Annotated in this window: 10 protein-coding genes; 9 read left to right on the top strand and 1 reads right to left on the bottom strand. The window is 42.8% G+C overall.

Translation table 11 applies throughout. The features are described from left to right. The first annotated feature begins 69 nt into the window (after nucleotides 1-69). From MK403_RS04775 to MK403_RS04765, 3 genes are all read left to right on the top strand, one after another. Nucleotides 70-1,029 (top strand): ROK family glucokinase, encoded by a 960-nt coding sequence (locus tag MK403_RS04775; RefSeq protein WP_268709115.1) that lies wholly within the window; start codon nucleotides 70-72, stop codon nucleotides 1,027-1,029. Nucleotides 1,030-1,122: 93 nt separating this feature from the next. Next, nucleotides 1,123-1,557, top strand: coding sequence for a GTP pyrophosphokinase (locus tag MK403_RS04770; RefSeq protein WP_268709114.1), 435 nt, complete (start codon nucleotides 1,123-1,125; stop codon nucleotides 1,555-1,557). A gap of 51 nt (nucleotides 1,558-1,608) precedes the next feature. Further along, nucleotides 1,609-2,448 carry a thymidylate synthase gene (locus MK403_RS04765; RefSeq protein WP_223329006.1) on the top strand — a complete coding sequence of 280 codons (840 nt, stop codon included), beginning with the start codon at nucleotides 1,609-1,611 and terminating at the stop codon, nucleotides 2,446-2,448. Nucleotides 2,449-2,490: 42 nt separating this feature from the next. On the opposite strand, the gene MK403_RS04760 is transcribed toward MK403_RS04765, so the two are convergent. Next, on the bottom strand, nucleotides 2,491-2,661 hold the full coding sequence (locus tag MK403_RS04760; RefSeq protein ID WP_001051782.1) for a DUF3042 family protein: 171 nt from the start codon (nucleotides 2,659-2,661) through the stop codon (nucleotides 2,491-2,493). Between the two features lie 120 nt (nucleotides 2,662-2,781). Between MK403_RS04760 and miaA the strand changes: the two genes are divergently transcribed. From miaA to bgaA, 6 genes are all read left to right on the top strand, one after another. Then, the gene (miaA, locus tag MK403_RS04755; RefSeq protein WP_268709113.1) at nucleotides 2,782-3,666 is read left to right on the top strand and encodes a tRNA (adenosine(37)-N6)-dimethylallyltransferase MiaA; all 885 of its coding nucleotides are present in this window, start codon (nucleotides 2,782-2,784) and stop codon (nucleotides 3,664-3,666) included. Next, entirely contained in the window at nucleotides 3,659-4,897 is a 1,239-nt protein-coding gene (gene hflX, locus MK403_RS04750; protein WP_268709112.1) for a GTPase HflX, read from the top strand. The genes miaA and hflX overlap by 8 nt, the downstream gene beginning before the upstream one ends. After that, complete coding sequence (locus MK403_RS04745) at nucleotides 4,890-5,513, top strand: cystathionine beta-lyase (RefSeq protein WP_268709111.1); 624 nt, start codon at nucleotides 4,890-4,892, stop codon at nucleotides 5,511-5,513. The genes hflX and MK403_RS04745 overlap by 8 nt, the downstream gene beginning before the upstream one ends. A gap of 14 nt (nucleotides 5,514-5,527) precedes the next feature. After that, nucleotides 5,528-6,457 carry a ribonuclease Z gene (rnz, locus tag MK403_RS04740; protein WP_268709110.1) on the top strand — a complete coding sequence of 310 codons (930 nt, stop codon included), beginning with the start codon at nucleotides 5,528-5,530 and terminating at the stop codon, nucleotides 6,455-6,457. 20 nt (nucleotides 6,458-6,477) lie between these two features. Then, nucleotides 6,478-7,233 (top strand): SDR family NAD(P)-dependent oxidoreductase, encoded by a 756-nt coding sequence (locus MK403_RS04735; protein WP_268709109.1) that lies wholly within the window; start codon nucleotides 6,478-6,480, stop codon nucleotides 7,231-7,233. 248 nt (nucleotides 7,234-7,481) lie between these two features. Next, on the top strand, nucleotides 7,482-14,708 hold the full coding sequence (gene bgaA, locus MK403_RS04730; RefSeq protein WP_268709108.1) for an LPXTG-anchored adhesin/beta-galactosidase BgaA: 7,227 nt from the start codon (nucleotides 7,482-7,484) through the stop codon (nucleotides 14,706-14,708). Nucleotides 14,709-15,350 lie beyond the last annotated feature (642 nt).

The raw sequence follows: 15,350 nt of genomic DNA, 5'->3' as shown, positions 1-15,350 counted from the left end.
CCTTTGCACAAAAGAGACGATTTTGTTATACTATATCTGTAAGCATTTTCAATTAAAAAGGAGAAGACGATGAGTCAAAAGATTATTGGGATTGACCTTGGTGGAACATCTATCAAGTTTGCAATTTTAACTCAAGAGGGAGAAATCCAAGAAAAATGGTCTATTAAGACCAACATTTTGGATGAAGGAAGCCATATTGTAGATGATATGATTGAGTCTATTCAACATCGTTTGGACTTGCTTGGATTGTCAGCTACGGATTTCCTAGGGATTGGGATGGGATCACCTGGTGTGGTTGACCGTGAAAAAGGAACTGTTATCGGTGCCTACAACCTAAACTGGAAAACCCTTCAACCAATTAAAGAGAAAATTGAAAAAGCCTTGGGGATTCCATTCTTCATCGATAATGATGCCAACGTGGCAGCTCTTGGTGAACGTTGGATGGGTGCTGGTGATAACCAACCAGACGTTGTCTTTATGACACTTGGTACAGGTGTTGGTGGCGGTATCGTGGCAGAAGGCAAATTGCTTCACGGTGTTGCTGGTGCAGCAGGTGAGCTTGGCCACATCACTGTTGACTTTGACCAACCAATCGCATGTACCTGTGGTAAAAAAGGCTGTCTTGAGACAGTTGCTTCTGCAACAGGGATTGTCAACTTGACTCGTCGTTACGCTGATGAATATGAAGGCGATGCAGCCTTGAAACGCTTGATTGACGATGGTGAAGAAGTAACAGCCAAAACTGTCTTTGACCTTGCAAAAGAAGGAGACGACCTTGCCTTGATCGTTTACCGTAACTTTTCACGTTACTTGGGTATTGCATGTGCTAACATCGGATCAATCCTCAACCCATCAACTATCGTTATCGGTGGTGGGGTGTCAGCAGCTGGAGAATTCCTTCTCCAAGGCGTGCAAAAAGTTTATGATGAAAATACCTTCCCTCAAGTACGCACATCCACTAAATTGGCTCTTGCAACTCTAGGAAATGACGCTGGAGTAATCGGAGCAGCATCGCTTGTATTGCAATAAGATAGATTGATAATAGAGCTTGGTGTTTATCAAGCTCTTTTTTAAAAATCGAATAAAACGAAATAGGTTTAAATTTTGGGAAGGAGCCGCTAGATGGATACATCAAAACAACCCATGCTTGAACTAGCATTGTCTATTGCTACGGAAGCTCATAAAGGGCAATTTGATAAGGCAGGAGTAGATTATGTAGAACATCCAATTTATGTAGCAAGCCAAGTTGATACTGAAGAAGAAAAAGCAGTTGCTTTACTACATGATGTCATTGAGGACAGTCCTTTTACAGCTGAAGAACTATTACTAGCTGGTTTATCAGAAACAGTAGTTACTGCCGTTCAGGTTTTGTCAAAGAAAAAGGGGCAAGACTATCAAACATATCTAGAAAATGTGAAATCTAATCCCCTAGCACGCGTTGTCAAATTAGCAGATTTGAAGCATAATTCGGATTTATCGAGACTGAGTTCTGTTACTGACAAGGATTTGGAACGATTAGAAAAATATAAAAAGGCCATCGATTATCTGAGTATGTAGAAAAGATTTTTTATGCTATACTAGTTAAGACTACAAAAGAGGTAAACGTAAATGACAAAAGCAGATACGATTTTTAAAGAGAATATTGAACGAATCCTCAAAGACGGTGTCTTTTCTGAGCAGGCTCGTCCTAAGTACAAGGATGGGACTGTTGCCAACTCCAAGTACATAACGGGTGCCTTTGCGGAGTATGATTTGTCTAAGGGGGAATTTCCCATCACAACCTTGCGTCCCATTGCTATCAAATCCGCTATTAAGGAAGTGCTTTGGATCTATCAGGATCAGTCTAATAGCCTAGAAGTATTGAATAGCAAGTACAATGTTCACTACTGGAATGACTGGGAAGTGGAAGATACGGGAACCATTGGTGAGCGCTATGGGGCGGTCGTTAAGAAGCACGACATCATTAATAAGATTCTCAAGCAGTTGGAAGCTAACCCTTGGAATCGTCGCAATATCATCTCTCTATGGGATTATCAAGCTTTTGAGGAGACGGACGGCCTCCTTCCATGCGCCTTTCAGACCATGTTTGATGTCCGTCGTGTTGATGGGGAAATCTATCTGGATGCGACCTTGACCCAGCGTTCTAACGATATGCTGGTGGCCCATCACATCAATGCTATGCAGTATGTGGCTCTTCAAATGATGATTGCTAAACACTTTGGCTGGAAAGTAGGGAAGTTCTTCTACTTTATTAATAATCTCCATATCTATGATAATCAGTTTGAACAAGCAGAGGAATTGCTCCGTCGTGAGCCGTCAAACTGCCAACCACGTTTGGTCTTGAATGTACCAGATGGGACCAATTTCTTTGATATCAAAGCGGAGGATTTTGAGTTGGTTGACTATGATCCAGTCAAGCCACAACTGAAGTTTGATTTGGCTATTTAATAACATAAAAAGAAGTTGAGATTTCTCAACTTCTTTTGTTGCTTAATGTGATACGCGACGGCGAGCTGCTTTTTTGCGATTTTCTTCGATGAAAGCTGCTTTTTGCTCTTCTGGCTCAATCACTTTCTTTTTAATTGCGTATACTGCACCTGCAACGGCAGCGACAGTTCCTGCAACACCTGTTACAAGACCTTTAGCGAATCCTTTAGCCATGAGTCTTCCTCCTTTATCTTCCCGATCAGCCAGGCTCCTCAAGGGGTAGCATTTTTCTGACTGACCTTTTTGTGATATAATAATAGTAACGAAAAAATGGGAATTTTTCAAGGAAAAAAGATGAAAACAAAAATAATTGTGATTGTTGGGCCGACTGCTGTTGGGAAGACAGCCCTTGCTATTGAAGTAGCCAAGCGCTTTGGTGGAGAGGTGGTCAGTGGTGACAGTCAGCAAGTATACAGAGGGTTGAATATTGGGACAGCCAAGGCTAGCCCAGAGGAGCAAGCTGTTGTTCCTCATCATTTGATTGATGTCAGAGAGGTGACCGAGTCTTACTCGGCTTTTGATTTTGTTTCAGAAGCTAAAAAGGCTATAGAAGACATTCAAAGTCGTGGCAAGCTAGCCATTATCGCTGGTGGGACTGGGCTTTATATCCAGAGCTTGCTGGAAGGCTATCATCTAGGTGGGGAAACACCTCATGAGGAGATTGTAGCCTATCGGGCTAGTTTGGAGCCTTATTCGGATGAGGAGTTAGCCCATCTCGTGAAGCAAGCAGGCCTTGAAATACCCCAGTTTAATCGTCGTCGTGCCATGCGTGCCTTGGAAATTGCCCATTTTGGTCAGGATTTGGAAAATCAGGAAAGTCCTTATGAACCACTGATTATCTGCTTGGATGATGAACGCAGCCGACTTTATGAACGGATTAACCATCGTGTGGATTTGATGTTTGAGGCTGGATTATTGGATGAGGCCAAGTGGCTCTTTGATCATTACCCGGATGTGCAGGCTGCTAAAGGCATTGGCTATAAGGAACTCTTTCCTTATTTCCGTGGGGAGCAAACTCTTAAGGAAGCGAGCGAGAGTCTCAAGCAGGCGACTCGTCGTTTTGCCAAGCGTCAGTTGACCTGGTTCCGTAATCGCATGCAAGTCACCTTTTATCAGATAGGAGAGCCTGACGTGCAGGACTGCATTTTAAGCCAGATAGAGGAGTTTTTAGATGATTGAAACGGAGAAAAAAGAGGAACGAGTCCTGCTTATCGGTGTGGAATTGCAGGGCATGGACAATTTTGACCTCTCTATGGAAGAGTTGGCCAATCTGGCTAAGACAGCTGGGGCAGTCGTAGTCGATAGCTACAGACAAAAACGGGAAAAGTATGATTCCAAGACCTTCGTCGGTTCTGGTAAGTTGGAAGAAATTGCGCTCATGGTGGATGCAGAAGAAATTACCACTGTCATTGTCAACAACCGTCTGACACCACGGCAAAATGTCAATCTAGAGGAAGTTCTGGGAGTTAAGGTTATTGACCGTATGCAGTTGATTCTGGATATTTTTGCTATGCGGGCTCGAAGCCATGAAGGAAAACTCCAAGTCCACCTAGCTCAGCTCAAATATCTCTTGCCTCGCTTGGTTGGTCAGGGGATTATGCTCAGCCGCCAGGCAGGGGGAATTGGTTCCCGTGGGCCTGGTGAAAGCCAGCTGGAACTGAACCGTCGTAGTGTTCGTAATCAAATTACAGATATCGAGCGTCGGCTCAAGGTGGTTGAGAAAAATCGGGCGACAGTCAGAGAAAAACGTCTGGAGTCAAGCACCTTTAAGATTGGTTTGATTGGCTACACCAATGCTGGGAAATCGACTATCATGAACACCTTGACAAGTAAGACCCAGTATGAGGCAGATGAGTTGTTTGCGACTCTGGACGCGACGACAAAGAGTATCCATCTGGGGGGCAATCTTCAAGTGACTTTAACGGACACTGTTGGATTTATTCAAGACTTGCCGACTGAATTGGTGTCCAGTTTCAAGTCCACCTTGGAAGAAAGCAAGCATGTGGATCTACTAGTTCATGTCATCGATGCCAGCAATCCTTATCACGAGGAGCATGAAAAAACGGTTCTGTCTATCATGAAAGACTTGGATATGGAGGATATTCCTCGCCTGACCCTTTATAATAAAGCGGATTTGGTGGAGGATTTCACGCCTACCCAAACGCCTTATGCCCTCATTTCTGCCAAGTCTGAGGATAGTCGTGAGCAGTTGCAAGCTTTATTACTAGAAAAGATTAAGGAAATTTTTGAAGTCTTTACTCTGCGCGTCCCTTTTTCTAAGTCCTATAAGATTCATGATTTGGAAAGTGTAGCGATTCTTGAAAATCGCGATTATCAGGATGACGGAGAAGTCATCAGAGGCTACATTTCTGAGAGAAATAAATGGAGGTTAGAAGAATTTTATGACTGATATCAAAACTTTGGCACTCAAGTATGGAGGTTATACAAGTCTGGATAAGGTCTATCTGGATCAGCTTCTAGCTGGGAAGACAGAGCAGGAGCAGCTAGCTCTCATCACGCCTCCGCCGAGTGTAGTCAATGCTTATTTTGCTGAACTCTACCAGAAAAAGAGTCCTGAAGCTGCGACGACTTATTTTGCAGAACTCAGTCAGGAACTGAACCTCTACAATGCTGAGCCAAGTTTCACCTTTGAAAATAAGCCCTTTATTCGGCTTAATTTATCAGGCAAATCCTTTGGCTTTTGCTACGAGGAAGATGGTCTTGGACGGATTTTCTCTGAAAATGCAGAGGTTATTTCGGATGACTTGCTTTTTGAAATTGCGCAAATTTTCCCCCATCAACTCGTCTTTGAAGAGTCTGGAAAGATTTACATGAAGCCTGTCGGAGATGAGGAAGTTGTTAGCGTGAAAAGTCTCACAGCTTTGACTGATTTGGAAAGCTTGGCTGATGGTCGCAAACGTCTCAAAGGCTATAGCCAAGAGGATTTACTACAAGAAGCTGTTGTTTTCTCTGGCAAGCTTTATTATCGATCGGAAAATCGCACAGCTATGTTATATATTGATTAATTAGAAAGTATCGAATGGATATTCAATTTTTAGGAACAGGGGCTGGTCAGCCCTCTAAAGCCCGCAACGTCTCAAGTCTCGCCCTGAAACTCTTGGACGAGATTAACGAAGTTTGGCTCTTTGACTGTGGAGAAGGAACGCAAAATCGCATTCTGGAAACCACGATTCGACCACGGAAGGTCAGCAAAATCTTTATCACTCACCTGCATGGAGACCATATCTTTGGATTGCCAGGATTTCTCTCTAGCCGTGCCTTTCAAGCTAATGAAGAGCAGACAGATCTGGACATCTATGGACCTCAAGGTATCAAGTCCTTTGTCTTAACCAGCCTTCGTGTGTCAGGTTCTCGCCTACCTTACCGCATTCATTTCCATGAGTTTGACCAAGATTCTCTAGGCAAAATCCTTGAGACCGATAAATTCACTGTGTATGCAGAGGAGTTGGACCACACTATTTTCTGTGTCGGCTATCGTGTCATGCAAAAAGACTTGGAAGGAACCCTAGATGCTGATAAACTCAAGGCTGCTGGTGTTCCGTTCGGCCCGCTTTTTGGAAAAATCAAAAATGGTCAGGATGTTGTTCTGGATGATGGAACTGAAATCAAGGCAACAGACTATATCTCAGCACCGAGACCTGGCAAGGTAGTTACTATTCTTGGCGACACCCGAAAAACCAATGCCAGTGTGCGTCTAGCTGTCAACGCCGATGTCTTGGTTCACGAGTCGACTTATGGCAAGGGAGATGAAAAAATTGCTCGCAATCACGGTCACTCAACCAATATGCAGGCAGCACAAGTGGCAGCAGAAGCCGGTGCTAAGCGCCTCTTGCTCAATCATATCAGTGCTCGTTTCCTCTCAAAAGATATCAGTCAGCTCAAGAAAGATGCAGCAACTGTTTTTGAAAATGTTCATGTGGTCAAAGACTTGGAAGAAGTGGAAATTTAGAAGATTGAGAAAGGATAAATATGTCTACGATTCTCATTACAGGTGCTAGCGGTGGCTTAGCCCAAGAAATGGTCAAACTCTTGCCCAATGACCAACTCATCTTACTAGGTAGAAACAAGGAAAAACTAGCTCAACTATATGGAAATCATTCTAATGTGGAATTGATTGAAATCGATATTATTGATGACTCAGCCCTAGAAGCTCTGGTAGCTGACCTCTATCTCCGTTATGGAAAGATTGATGTTTTGATCAACAACGCTGGATATGGAATATTTGAAGATTTCGACCAGATTTCTAATCAAGAAATTCACCAGATGTTTAAGGTCAATACCTTTGCTCTGATGAATCTGTCTCGTCGTCTTGCAGCTCGTATGAAAGAAAGCCGAAAAGGCCATATCATCAATATCGTCAGTATGGCAGGTTTGATAGCGACTAGCAAGTCTAGCCTTTACTCAGCGACCAAATTTGCGGCTATTGGATTTTCAAATGCTCTGCGCCTCGAACTCATGCCTTACAGTGTCTATGTAACGACGGTCAATCCAGGCCCAATCCGCACAGGATTTTTTGACCAGGCAGACCCAGATGGGACCTACCTCAAGTCGGTTGATCGCTTTCTCTTAGAACCAGATGCAGTCGCTAGAAAGATTGTCAAAACCATAGGAAAAAACAAACGGGAACTCAATCTCCCAGTTTTGTTGAACCTAGCCCATAAGTTTTATACCCTCTTTCCTAAACTAGCTGATAAGTTGGCAGGGGGAATCTTTAATTATAAGTAAAAAAGTTCCTTACAAAAGGAACTTTTTTATAATATTTAACTGAGTGTCAAAAATTGTTTGATTTTGTTTTAAAACTACATTCATATTTTTAAAATCCTCTACAAATTTTAGAAAAAACAATCAAAATTATGATTTTTTGTATTTAGGGTATTGAAATTCCCTATATTGTTTTATAAAATAGAACTAAAAGGCTATGAAAAAGTAATGCGCTTACAAATAAATGAAAGCGGTTGCTAAAGGAGGGTTTTATGGAAAAAGGCCATTGGAATCGTAAAAGAGTCTACAGTATTCGTAAGTTTGCCGTAGGAGCTTGCTCTGTCATGATTGGAACCTGTGCGGTTCTATTTGGAGGAAGTGTCGTTGGAGAATCACCAGTTTTCGCGGATGAAACTCCGATTACTCACACTGTGGAAAGTCCGGCAGTGGAGGAAAAAGAAAAGCAAGCTATAGCAGAACACAAGGATGCTGCAAGTGTCGACCAAAGTCAAGCTGCTCTTATTGAAGCAAGCAAACCAGAGGTGAAAGAAGATGAACCTGTAGCTCCAAAAGAGGAAACAGTGTCTTCTAAATCTGAAGAAACAGATCCTAAGGTAGAATCTCAAGCTTCAAGTCAAGAAAAGCCTGTTAAGGAAGATTTGAAAGCTGCGACAAATGAAGAAGTGAATCAAATGATTGAAGATAGAAAAGTGAATTTTAATCAAAATTGGCACTTTAAACTCAATGCGAATCCTAAAGAAGCTGTGAAACCAGATGCAGATGTATCAACATGGCAAAAATTGGATCTCCCACACGACTGGAGTATCTTTAACGATTTTGACCATCAGTCACCTGCCCAAAACGAGGGTGGACAGCTCAATGGTGGTGAAGCTTGGTATCGCAAAACCTTTAAACTTGATGAAAAAGATCTCAAGAAAAATGTTCGTGTGACCTTTGATGGTGTCTACATGGACTCTCAAGTCTATGTCAATGGCCAGTTAGTGGGGCATTATCCAAATGGTTATAACCAGTTCTCATATGATATTACCAAATACCTTCACAAAGATGGTCGTGAGAATGTGATTGCTGTCCATGCGGTTAACAAACAGCCAAGTAGCCGTTGGTACTCAGGTAGTGGTATCTACCGTGATGTGACCTTGCAAGTGACAGATAAGGTTCATGTTGAGAAAAATGGGACAACCATCTTAACACCAAAGCTAGAACAACAGCAACATGGCAAGGTTGAAACCCATGTAGCCAGCAAAATTGTCAATACAGATGATAAAGACCATGAATTGGTGGCAGAGTATCAAATCGTTGAACGTGGTGGTCAGGCTGTAACAGGCGTGGTTCGTACAGCGAGCCGTACCTTGAAAGCACATGAATCAACAAACCTTGATGCGATTTTAGAAGTTGAAAGACCAAAACTCTGGACAGTTTTGAATGACAAACCGGCCTTGTATGAACTGGTTACGCGTGTTTACCGTGACGGTCAGTTGGTTGATGCTAAGAAGGATTTGTTTGGTTACCGTTACTATCATTGGACTCCAAATGAAGGTTTCTCTTTGAATGGTGAACGCATTAAATTCCATGGTGTTTCCTTGCACCATGACCACGGAGCGCTTGGAGCAGAAGAAAACTATAAGGCAGAATATCGCCGTCTCAAACAAATGAAGGAGATGGGCGTTAATGCCATCCGTACAACTCATAATCCTGCAAGTCCACAGACCTTGCAAATCGCAGCAGAACTTGGTTTGCTGGTTCAGGAAGAGGCCTTTGATACGTGGTATAATGGCAAGAAACCATATGACTACGGGCGTTTCTTTGAAAAAGATGCTACTCACCCAGAAGCTAGAAAAGGTGAAAAATGGTCTGACTATGATCTTCGTACCATGGTCGAAAGAGATAAAAATAACCCAGCTGTCTTCATGTGGTCTATCGGGAATGAAATCGGTGAAGCCAACGGTGACGCCCACTCTCTTGCAACGGTTAAACGCTTAGTAAAAGTGATCAAAGATGTTGATACTACACGTTATGTTACTATGGGAGCAGATAAGTTCCGTTTTGGTGATGGTAGTGGTGGTCATGAGAAGATTGCCGAAGAACTCGATGCAGTTGGTTTCAACTACTCTGAAGATAACTACAAGAAACTTCGTGCAAAACATCCAAAATGGTTGATTTACGGTTCAGAAACATCTTCAGCAACCCGTACACGCGGCAGCTACTATCGTCCTGAAAGTGAATTGAAACATAGTAACGGACCTGAACGTAACTACGAACAGTCTGACTATGGTAATGACCGAGTTGGATGGGGTAAAACGGCAACAGATTCATGGACTTTTGACCGTGACAACGCTGGCTATGCTGGACAGTTTATCTGGACAGGTACGGACTATATTGGTGAGCCTACGCCATGGCACAATCAAAACCAAACTCCCGTTAAGAGCTCTTACTTTGGTATCGTAGATACAGCTGGTATTCCAAAACATGATTTCTATCTCTACCAAAGCCAATGGGTTTCTGTTAAGAAGAAACCAATGGTTCACCTCCTTCCTCACTGGAACTGGGAAAATAGAGAATTGGCATCGAAAGTTGAAGATGCCGACGGAAAAATCCCAGTCCGTGCTTACTCAAACGCTTCAAGCGTAGAATTGTTCTTAAACGGTCAATCTATCGGAGTTAAGACCTTCAACAAAAAACAAACCAGTGATGGCCGTAGCTACCAAGAAGGTGCCAATGCCAAGGAACTCTACCTTGAGTGGAAGGTTGCTTACCAACCAGGTACTTTAGAAGCAGTAGCTCGTGATGAAGCTGGAAAAGAAATTGCACGTGACAAGATCACGACTGCAGGTCAACCAGCAGGTGTTCGTCTCATCAAGGAAGAACACGCAATCGCTGCAGATGGAAAAGACTTGACTTACATCTACTATGAAATCGTAGACAGTGAAGGAAATGTGGTACCAACTGCTAATAATCTGGTTCGCTTCCAATTACATGGCCAAGGTCAACTTGTCGGTGTAGATAATGGGGAACAAGCCAGCCGTGAACGTTATAAGGCACAAGCAGATGGTTCTTGGATTCGTAGAGCCTTTAACGGTAAAGGGGTTGCCATTGTTAAATCAACTGAGCAAGCAGGTAAATTCACACTGACAGCTCATTCAGATCTCTTGAAATCTGGTCAAGTAACTGTCTTTACTGGTAAGAAAGAAGGACAAGAAAAGACAGTTCTAGGAACAGAGGTACCAAAAGTACGTACTGTTATCGAGAAAGAACCGAAAATGCCGAAGACCGTCGCCTTTGTCTATAGTGATGGCAGTCGTGAAAAACGTCCAGTAACATGGTCTTCTGTTGATGTGAGCCAAGCAGGAGTTGTGACTGTTAAAGGTATGGCAGACGGACGCGAAGTTGAGGCCCGTGTCGAAATTCTAGCAATCGCAAATGAGCTTCCAACTGTTAAGCGTGTTGCTCCAGGAACAGACTTGAGCGCTGTTGACAAATACGTTTCTATTGCTGTTACGGATGGAAGCGTACAAGAATACGAAGTTGATAAGTGGGAGATTTCGGAAGCAGATAAAGCTAAACTGTCAGTTGCAGGATCACGTATTCAAATGACTGGTCAACTGGGTGGTGAGACTATTCACGCTACCCTTGTGGTAGAAGAAGGTAATCCTGCGGCTCCTGCAGTACCAAATGTAACTGTTGGTGGCGAATCTGTCACTGGTCTTACTACTCAAAATCCAATGCAATATCGAACTCTTGCTTACGGTGCATCCTTGCCAGAAGTTGTAGCAAGTGCTGAAAATGCGGATGTTACTGTAGTCCAAGCAAGTGCAGCAAACGGCATGCGTGCAAGCATCTATGTTCAACCAAAAGATGGTGGACCTCTTCAAACCTATGCAATTCAATTCCTTGAAGAAGCACCGAAAATTGACCACTTGAGCCTACAAGTGGAGCAAGCTGACGGTCTTAAAGAAGACCAAACAGTGAAATTGTCTGTACTCGCTCACTATCAAGACGGAACACAAGCAGTTTTACCAGCTGATAAAGTAAACTTCTCTACAAGTGGTGAAGGGGAAGTCGCAGTTCGTAAAGGAATGCTTGAGTTACATAGGCCAGGAACAGTCACTCTCAAAGCAGAATATGAGGGGGCTAGAGGTCAAATCGATCTCACGATCCAAGCCAACACAGAGAAGAAGATTGCGCAATCTATCCGTCCAGTAAATGTAGTGACTGACTTGCATCAGGAACCTACTCTTCCATCAACAGTAACTGTTGAGTATGACAAAGGTTTCCCTAAAACTCATAAAGTCACATGGCAAGCTATTCCAAAAGAAAAACTAGACCATTATCAAACCTTTGAAGTTCTAGGTAAAGTTGAAGGCCTTGACCTTGAAGCGCGTGCTAAAGTCTCTGTAGAAGGCATCGTTTCAGTTGAAGAAGTTAGTGTGACTACACCAACTGCAGAAGCACCACAATTACCAGAAAGTGTTCGTACCTACGATTCAAATGGTCATGTTTCATCAGCTAAGGTTACATGGGATGCGATTCGTCCAGAGCAATACGCCAAGGAAGGTGTCTTTACAGTCACTGGTCGCCTAGAAGGTACGCAATTAACAACTAAACTTCATGTTCGTGTGTCTGCTCAAACTGAGCAAGGTGCAAACATTTCTGACCAATGGACCGGCTCAGAATTGCCACTTGCCTTTGCTTCAGACTCAAATCCGAGCGACCCTGTTTCAAACGTCAACGATAAATTGATTTCCTTTAATGACCGCCCAGCCAACCGTTGGACAAACTGGAATCGTACTAATCCAGAAGCTTCAGTCGGTGTTCTATTTGGAGATTCAGGTATCTTGAGCAAACGTTCCGTTGACAATCTAAGTGTCGGATTCCACGAAGACCATGGAGTCGGTGCACCGAAGTCTTATGTGATTGAGTATTATGTTGGTAAGACTGTTCCAACAGCACCTAAAAACCCTAGCTTTGTAGGTGAGGAAAATCATGTATTTAACGATCCAGCCAACTGGAAACCAGTTACCAATCTAAAAGCCCCAGCTCAACTCAAGGCTGGAGAAATGAATCACTTTAGCTTTGATAAAGTTGAAACCTATGCTGTGCGCATTCGCATGGTGAAAGCAGATAACAAGCGCGGAACTTCTATCACAGAGGTACAAATCTTTGCGAAACAAGTTGCGGCAGCTAAACAAGGAAAAACAAGAATCCAAGTTGACGGCAAAGATTTAGCAAACTTCAACCCTGATTTGACAGACTACTACCTTGAGTCTGTAGATGGAAAAGTTCCTACAGTAACAGCAAGTGTTAGCAACAATGGTCTTGCGACGGTCGTTCCAAGCGTTCGTGAAGGTGAGCCAGTCCGTGTCATCGCGAAAGCTGAAAATGGTGATATCTTAGGAGAATACCGTCTACACTTTACAAGCAATAAAGACTTACTCTCTCGTAAACCAGTTGCTGCGGTCAAACAAGCTCGCTTGGTACAAGTAGGGCAACCACTTGAATTGCCAACTAAGGTTCCTGTTTACTTCACAGGTAAAGACGGCTATGAGACAAAAGACTTGACAGTGGAATGGGAAAAAGTTCCAGCAGAAAATCTGACAAAAGCAGGTCAATTTACTGTTCGAGGCCATGTCCTTGGTAGTGATCTTGTTGCTGAGTTCACTGTACGAGTGACGGACAAACTTGGTGAGGCTCTCTCAAACAACCCTAACTATGATGAAAACAGTAACCAAGCCTTTGCTTCTGCAACCAATGATATTGATCCAAGTTCACATGACCGTGTGGATTATCTCAATGACGGAGATCATTCAGAAAATCGTCGTTGGACAAACTGGTCTCCAACACCATCTTCTAATCCAGAAGTATCAGCGGGTGTGATCTTCCGTGAAAATGGTAAGATTGTAGAACGGACTGTTGCGCAAGCCAAACTTCACTTCTTTGCAGATAGCGGAACAGATGCACCATCTAAACTTGTTTTAGAACGCTATGTCGGTCCAGAGTTTGAAGTGCCAACCTACTATTCAAACTACCAAGCCTACGAATCAGGCCATCCATTCAACAATCCAGATAACTGGGAAGCTGTTCCTTATCGTGCGGATAAAGATATTGAAGCTGGTGATGAAATTAACGTAACATTTAAAGCCGTGAAAGCAAAAGCCATGAGATGGCGTATGGAGCGCAAGGCTGATAAGAAGGGTGTTGCAATGATTGAGATGACCTTCCTTGCACCAAGTGAATTGCCTCAAGAAAGTACTCAATCGAAGGTTCTTGTAGATGGAAAAGAACTTGCTGATTTCGCTGAAAACCGTCAAGACTATCAAATCACCTATAAAGGTCAACGTCCAAAAGTTTCAGTCGAAGAAAGCAACCAAGTAGCTTCAACTGTAGTAGATAGTGGCGATGACAGCCTTCCAGTACTTGTTCGCCTCGTTTCAGAAAGTGGAAAACAAGTCAAGGAATATCGTATCCAACTAGTCAAGGAAAAACCAGTTTTTGAGAAAACAGCCCCTGCTATTCAAGAAGAAAATCCAAGTCTTGAGGTTGTCGAAAAAGAACTTGCCTTCCAGACTGTTGAAAAAGGAGACTCAAGTCTATATGTAGGTGAAAGTCGTGTAGAACAAGAAGGACAAGTTGGTAAGGAACGCATTCTTACATCTGTAAGCCCAGACGGAACTCGTGAAGAGAAACTCCGTGAAGTGCTTCAGACTCCTGTTAACCGGGTTCTTCTCGTTGGAACTAAACGTGGTACGGCTCAACCACTTGATGGCAATGCAAGTTTAGTGCATGAAAAACCAGAACTTCTGGTGGAAGAAGAGGCAATTGATTTCCAAGTTCAAGAACGTAAGACTGACAAACTTTATGTGGGTGAAAGTCGTGTTCTTCAAGAAGGTCAAAAAGGTGTTCGTGTCCACCTAGTAGAAGTCGAAAACGGTAAGCGTACATCGAAAGAAACCTTTGATAAGATAGTTGCGCAAGATCGTATCGTGGAAGTTGGAACCAAGGGAGGTACAGCTCAACCACTTGATGGTGTCAGAGATTTGGTTCATCACAAACCAGAACTACTAGTAGAAGAAAAGGAAGTTGATTTCCAAGTTCAAGAACGTAAGAATGATAAACTTCCAGCAGGGCAAACTCGTGTAATCCAAGAAGGTCAAAAAGGCGTTCGTGTCCACCTAGTAGAAGTCGAAAATGGTAAGCGTACATTGAAAGAAACCTTTGATAAGATAGTTGCGCAAGATCGTATCGTGGAAGTTGGAACTGCCGTAGCGCAAGGAGAACCAAATCCACAAGTTCCTGCTAAGCCAGATGCGAACCAACTGGCTCAAACGGGAGGACGCTCTCAAGAAGAAAAAGCGACACAAACTGAAAAAGATCACCTTCCAAATACAGGAAGTGAGTCTCAGATGTCAGCTTTAGCAGCGGGCTTGGCTCTCTTGGGCTTAGGTACAGGCCTTGCAGCTACTACTCGCAAAAAAGAAGATTAAGTTTAGTTACAAGCTAAACTGAACAGGAAAAGGCCAGAGTAACACTCTGGTCTTTTTCGTCCGAGTTGTAATCGTAAACAAATGTTTGGAATAGTCAATCCCATTCCAAATGGATTTTGCCCAAAATTCATAAGGTGCCCTTCACGCTTATAAAAAGAGAGGTCGTGTTTGAAAATAATTGATAAATATGCTACAATAGTAGGCACTGGTAATTTTTATAAATGATTTTTTAATGAGAAAAGTCGGATAAAATCCCTTCAACTTTCGAAGGATCATGATCAGATGAGAAAGCGTAGAATTCCTCACCCTTTAGGGATTTTGTTATGGAACTGATTTTTTAGATGTCAATCATGGTGACAAAATTAATATACTTATAAAAATTTTAAGGATTAACTAAATCCGTTTATGCATTTGATAGTGTTCAAATAGAAGAAATGGAAGAACAGGTGTTCTCACATGAAAATATTCAAGGATAGAAGAGAAGCTCCAAGTAGATTTACACTCATGAGGTGCTCCTATATTTCGTAGGCGAAATATCATGGTAAGCCAGTTAATCCTATCTTGTTTATCAGTGGGATGAGCCTGTTTTCTTGGGTTACCTTGCTGTTACGATGGTGCATGAACATTACTAGAGAACAATTG

The organism is Streptococcus oralis, from assembly GCF_026782285.1.
Lineage (GTDB): Bacteria > Bacillota > Bacilli > Lactobacillales > Streptococcaceae > Streptococcus > Streptococcus oralis_CG.
This window is presented reverse-complemented; position numbering and strand designations above follow the sequence as displayed.

Coding starts and splice junctions, on each gene's coding strand:
- MK403_RS04775 (WP_268709115.1), top strand. CDS start 70: ATGAGTCAAAAGATTATTGGGATTGACCTTGGTGGAACATCTATCAAG.
- MK403_RS04770 (WP_268709114.1), top strand. CDS start 1,123: ATGGATACATCAAAACAACCCATGCTTGAACTAGCATTGTCTATTGCT.
- MK403_RS04765 (WP_223329006.1), top strand. CDS start 1,609: ATGACAAAAGCAGATACGATTTTTAAAGAGAATATTGAACGAATCCTC.
- MK403_RS04760 (WP_001051782.1), bottom strand. CDS start 2,661: ATGGCTAAAGGATTCGCTAAAGGTCTTGTAACAGGTGTTGCAGGAACT.
- miaA (WP_268709113.1), top strand. CDS start 2,782: ATGAAAACAAAAATAATTGTGATTGTTGGGCCGACTGCTGTTGGGAAG.
- hflX (WP_268709112.1), top strand. CDS start 3,659: ATGATTGAAACGGAGAAAAAAGAGGAACGAGTCCTGCTTATCGGTGTG.
- MK403_RS04745 (WP_268709111.1), top strand. CDS start 4,890: ATGACTGATATCAAAACTTTGGCACTCAAGTATGGAGGTTATACAAGT.
- rnz (WP_268709110.1), top strand. CDS start 5,528: ATGGATATTCAATTTTTAGGAACAGGGGCTGGTCAGCCCTCTAAAGCC.
- MK403_RS04735 (WP_268709109.1), top strand. CDS start 6,478: ATGTCTACGATTCTCATTACAGGTGCTAGCGGTGGCTTAGCCCAAGAA.
- bgaA (WP_268709108.1), top strand. CDS start 7,482: ATGGAAAAAGGCCATTGGAATCGTAAAAGAGTCTACAGTATTCGTAAG.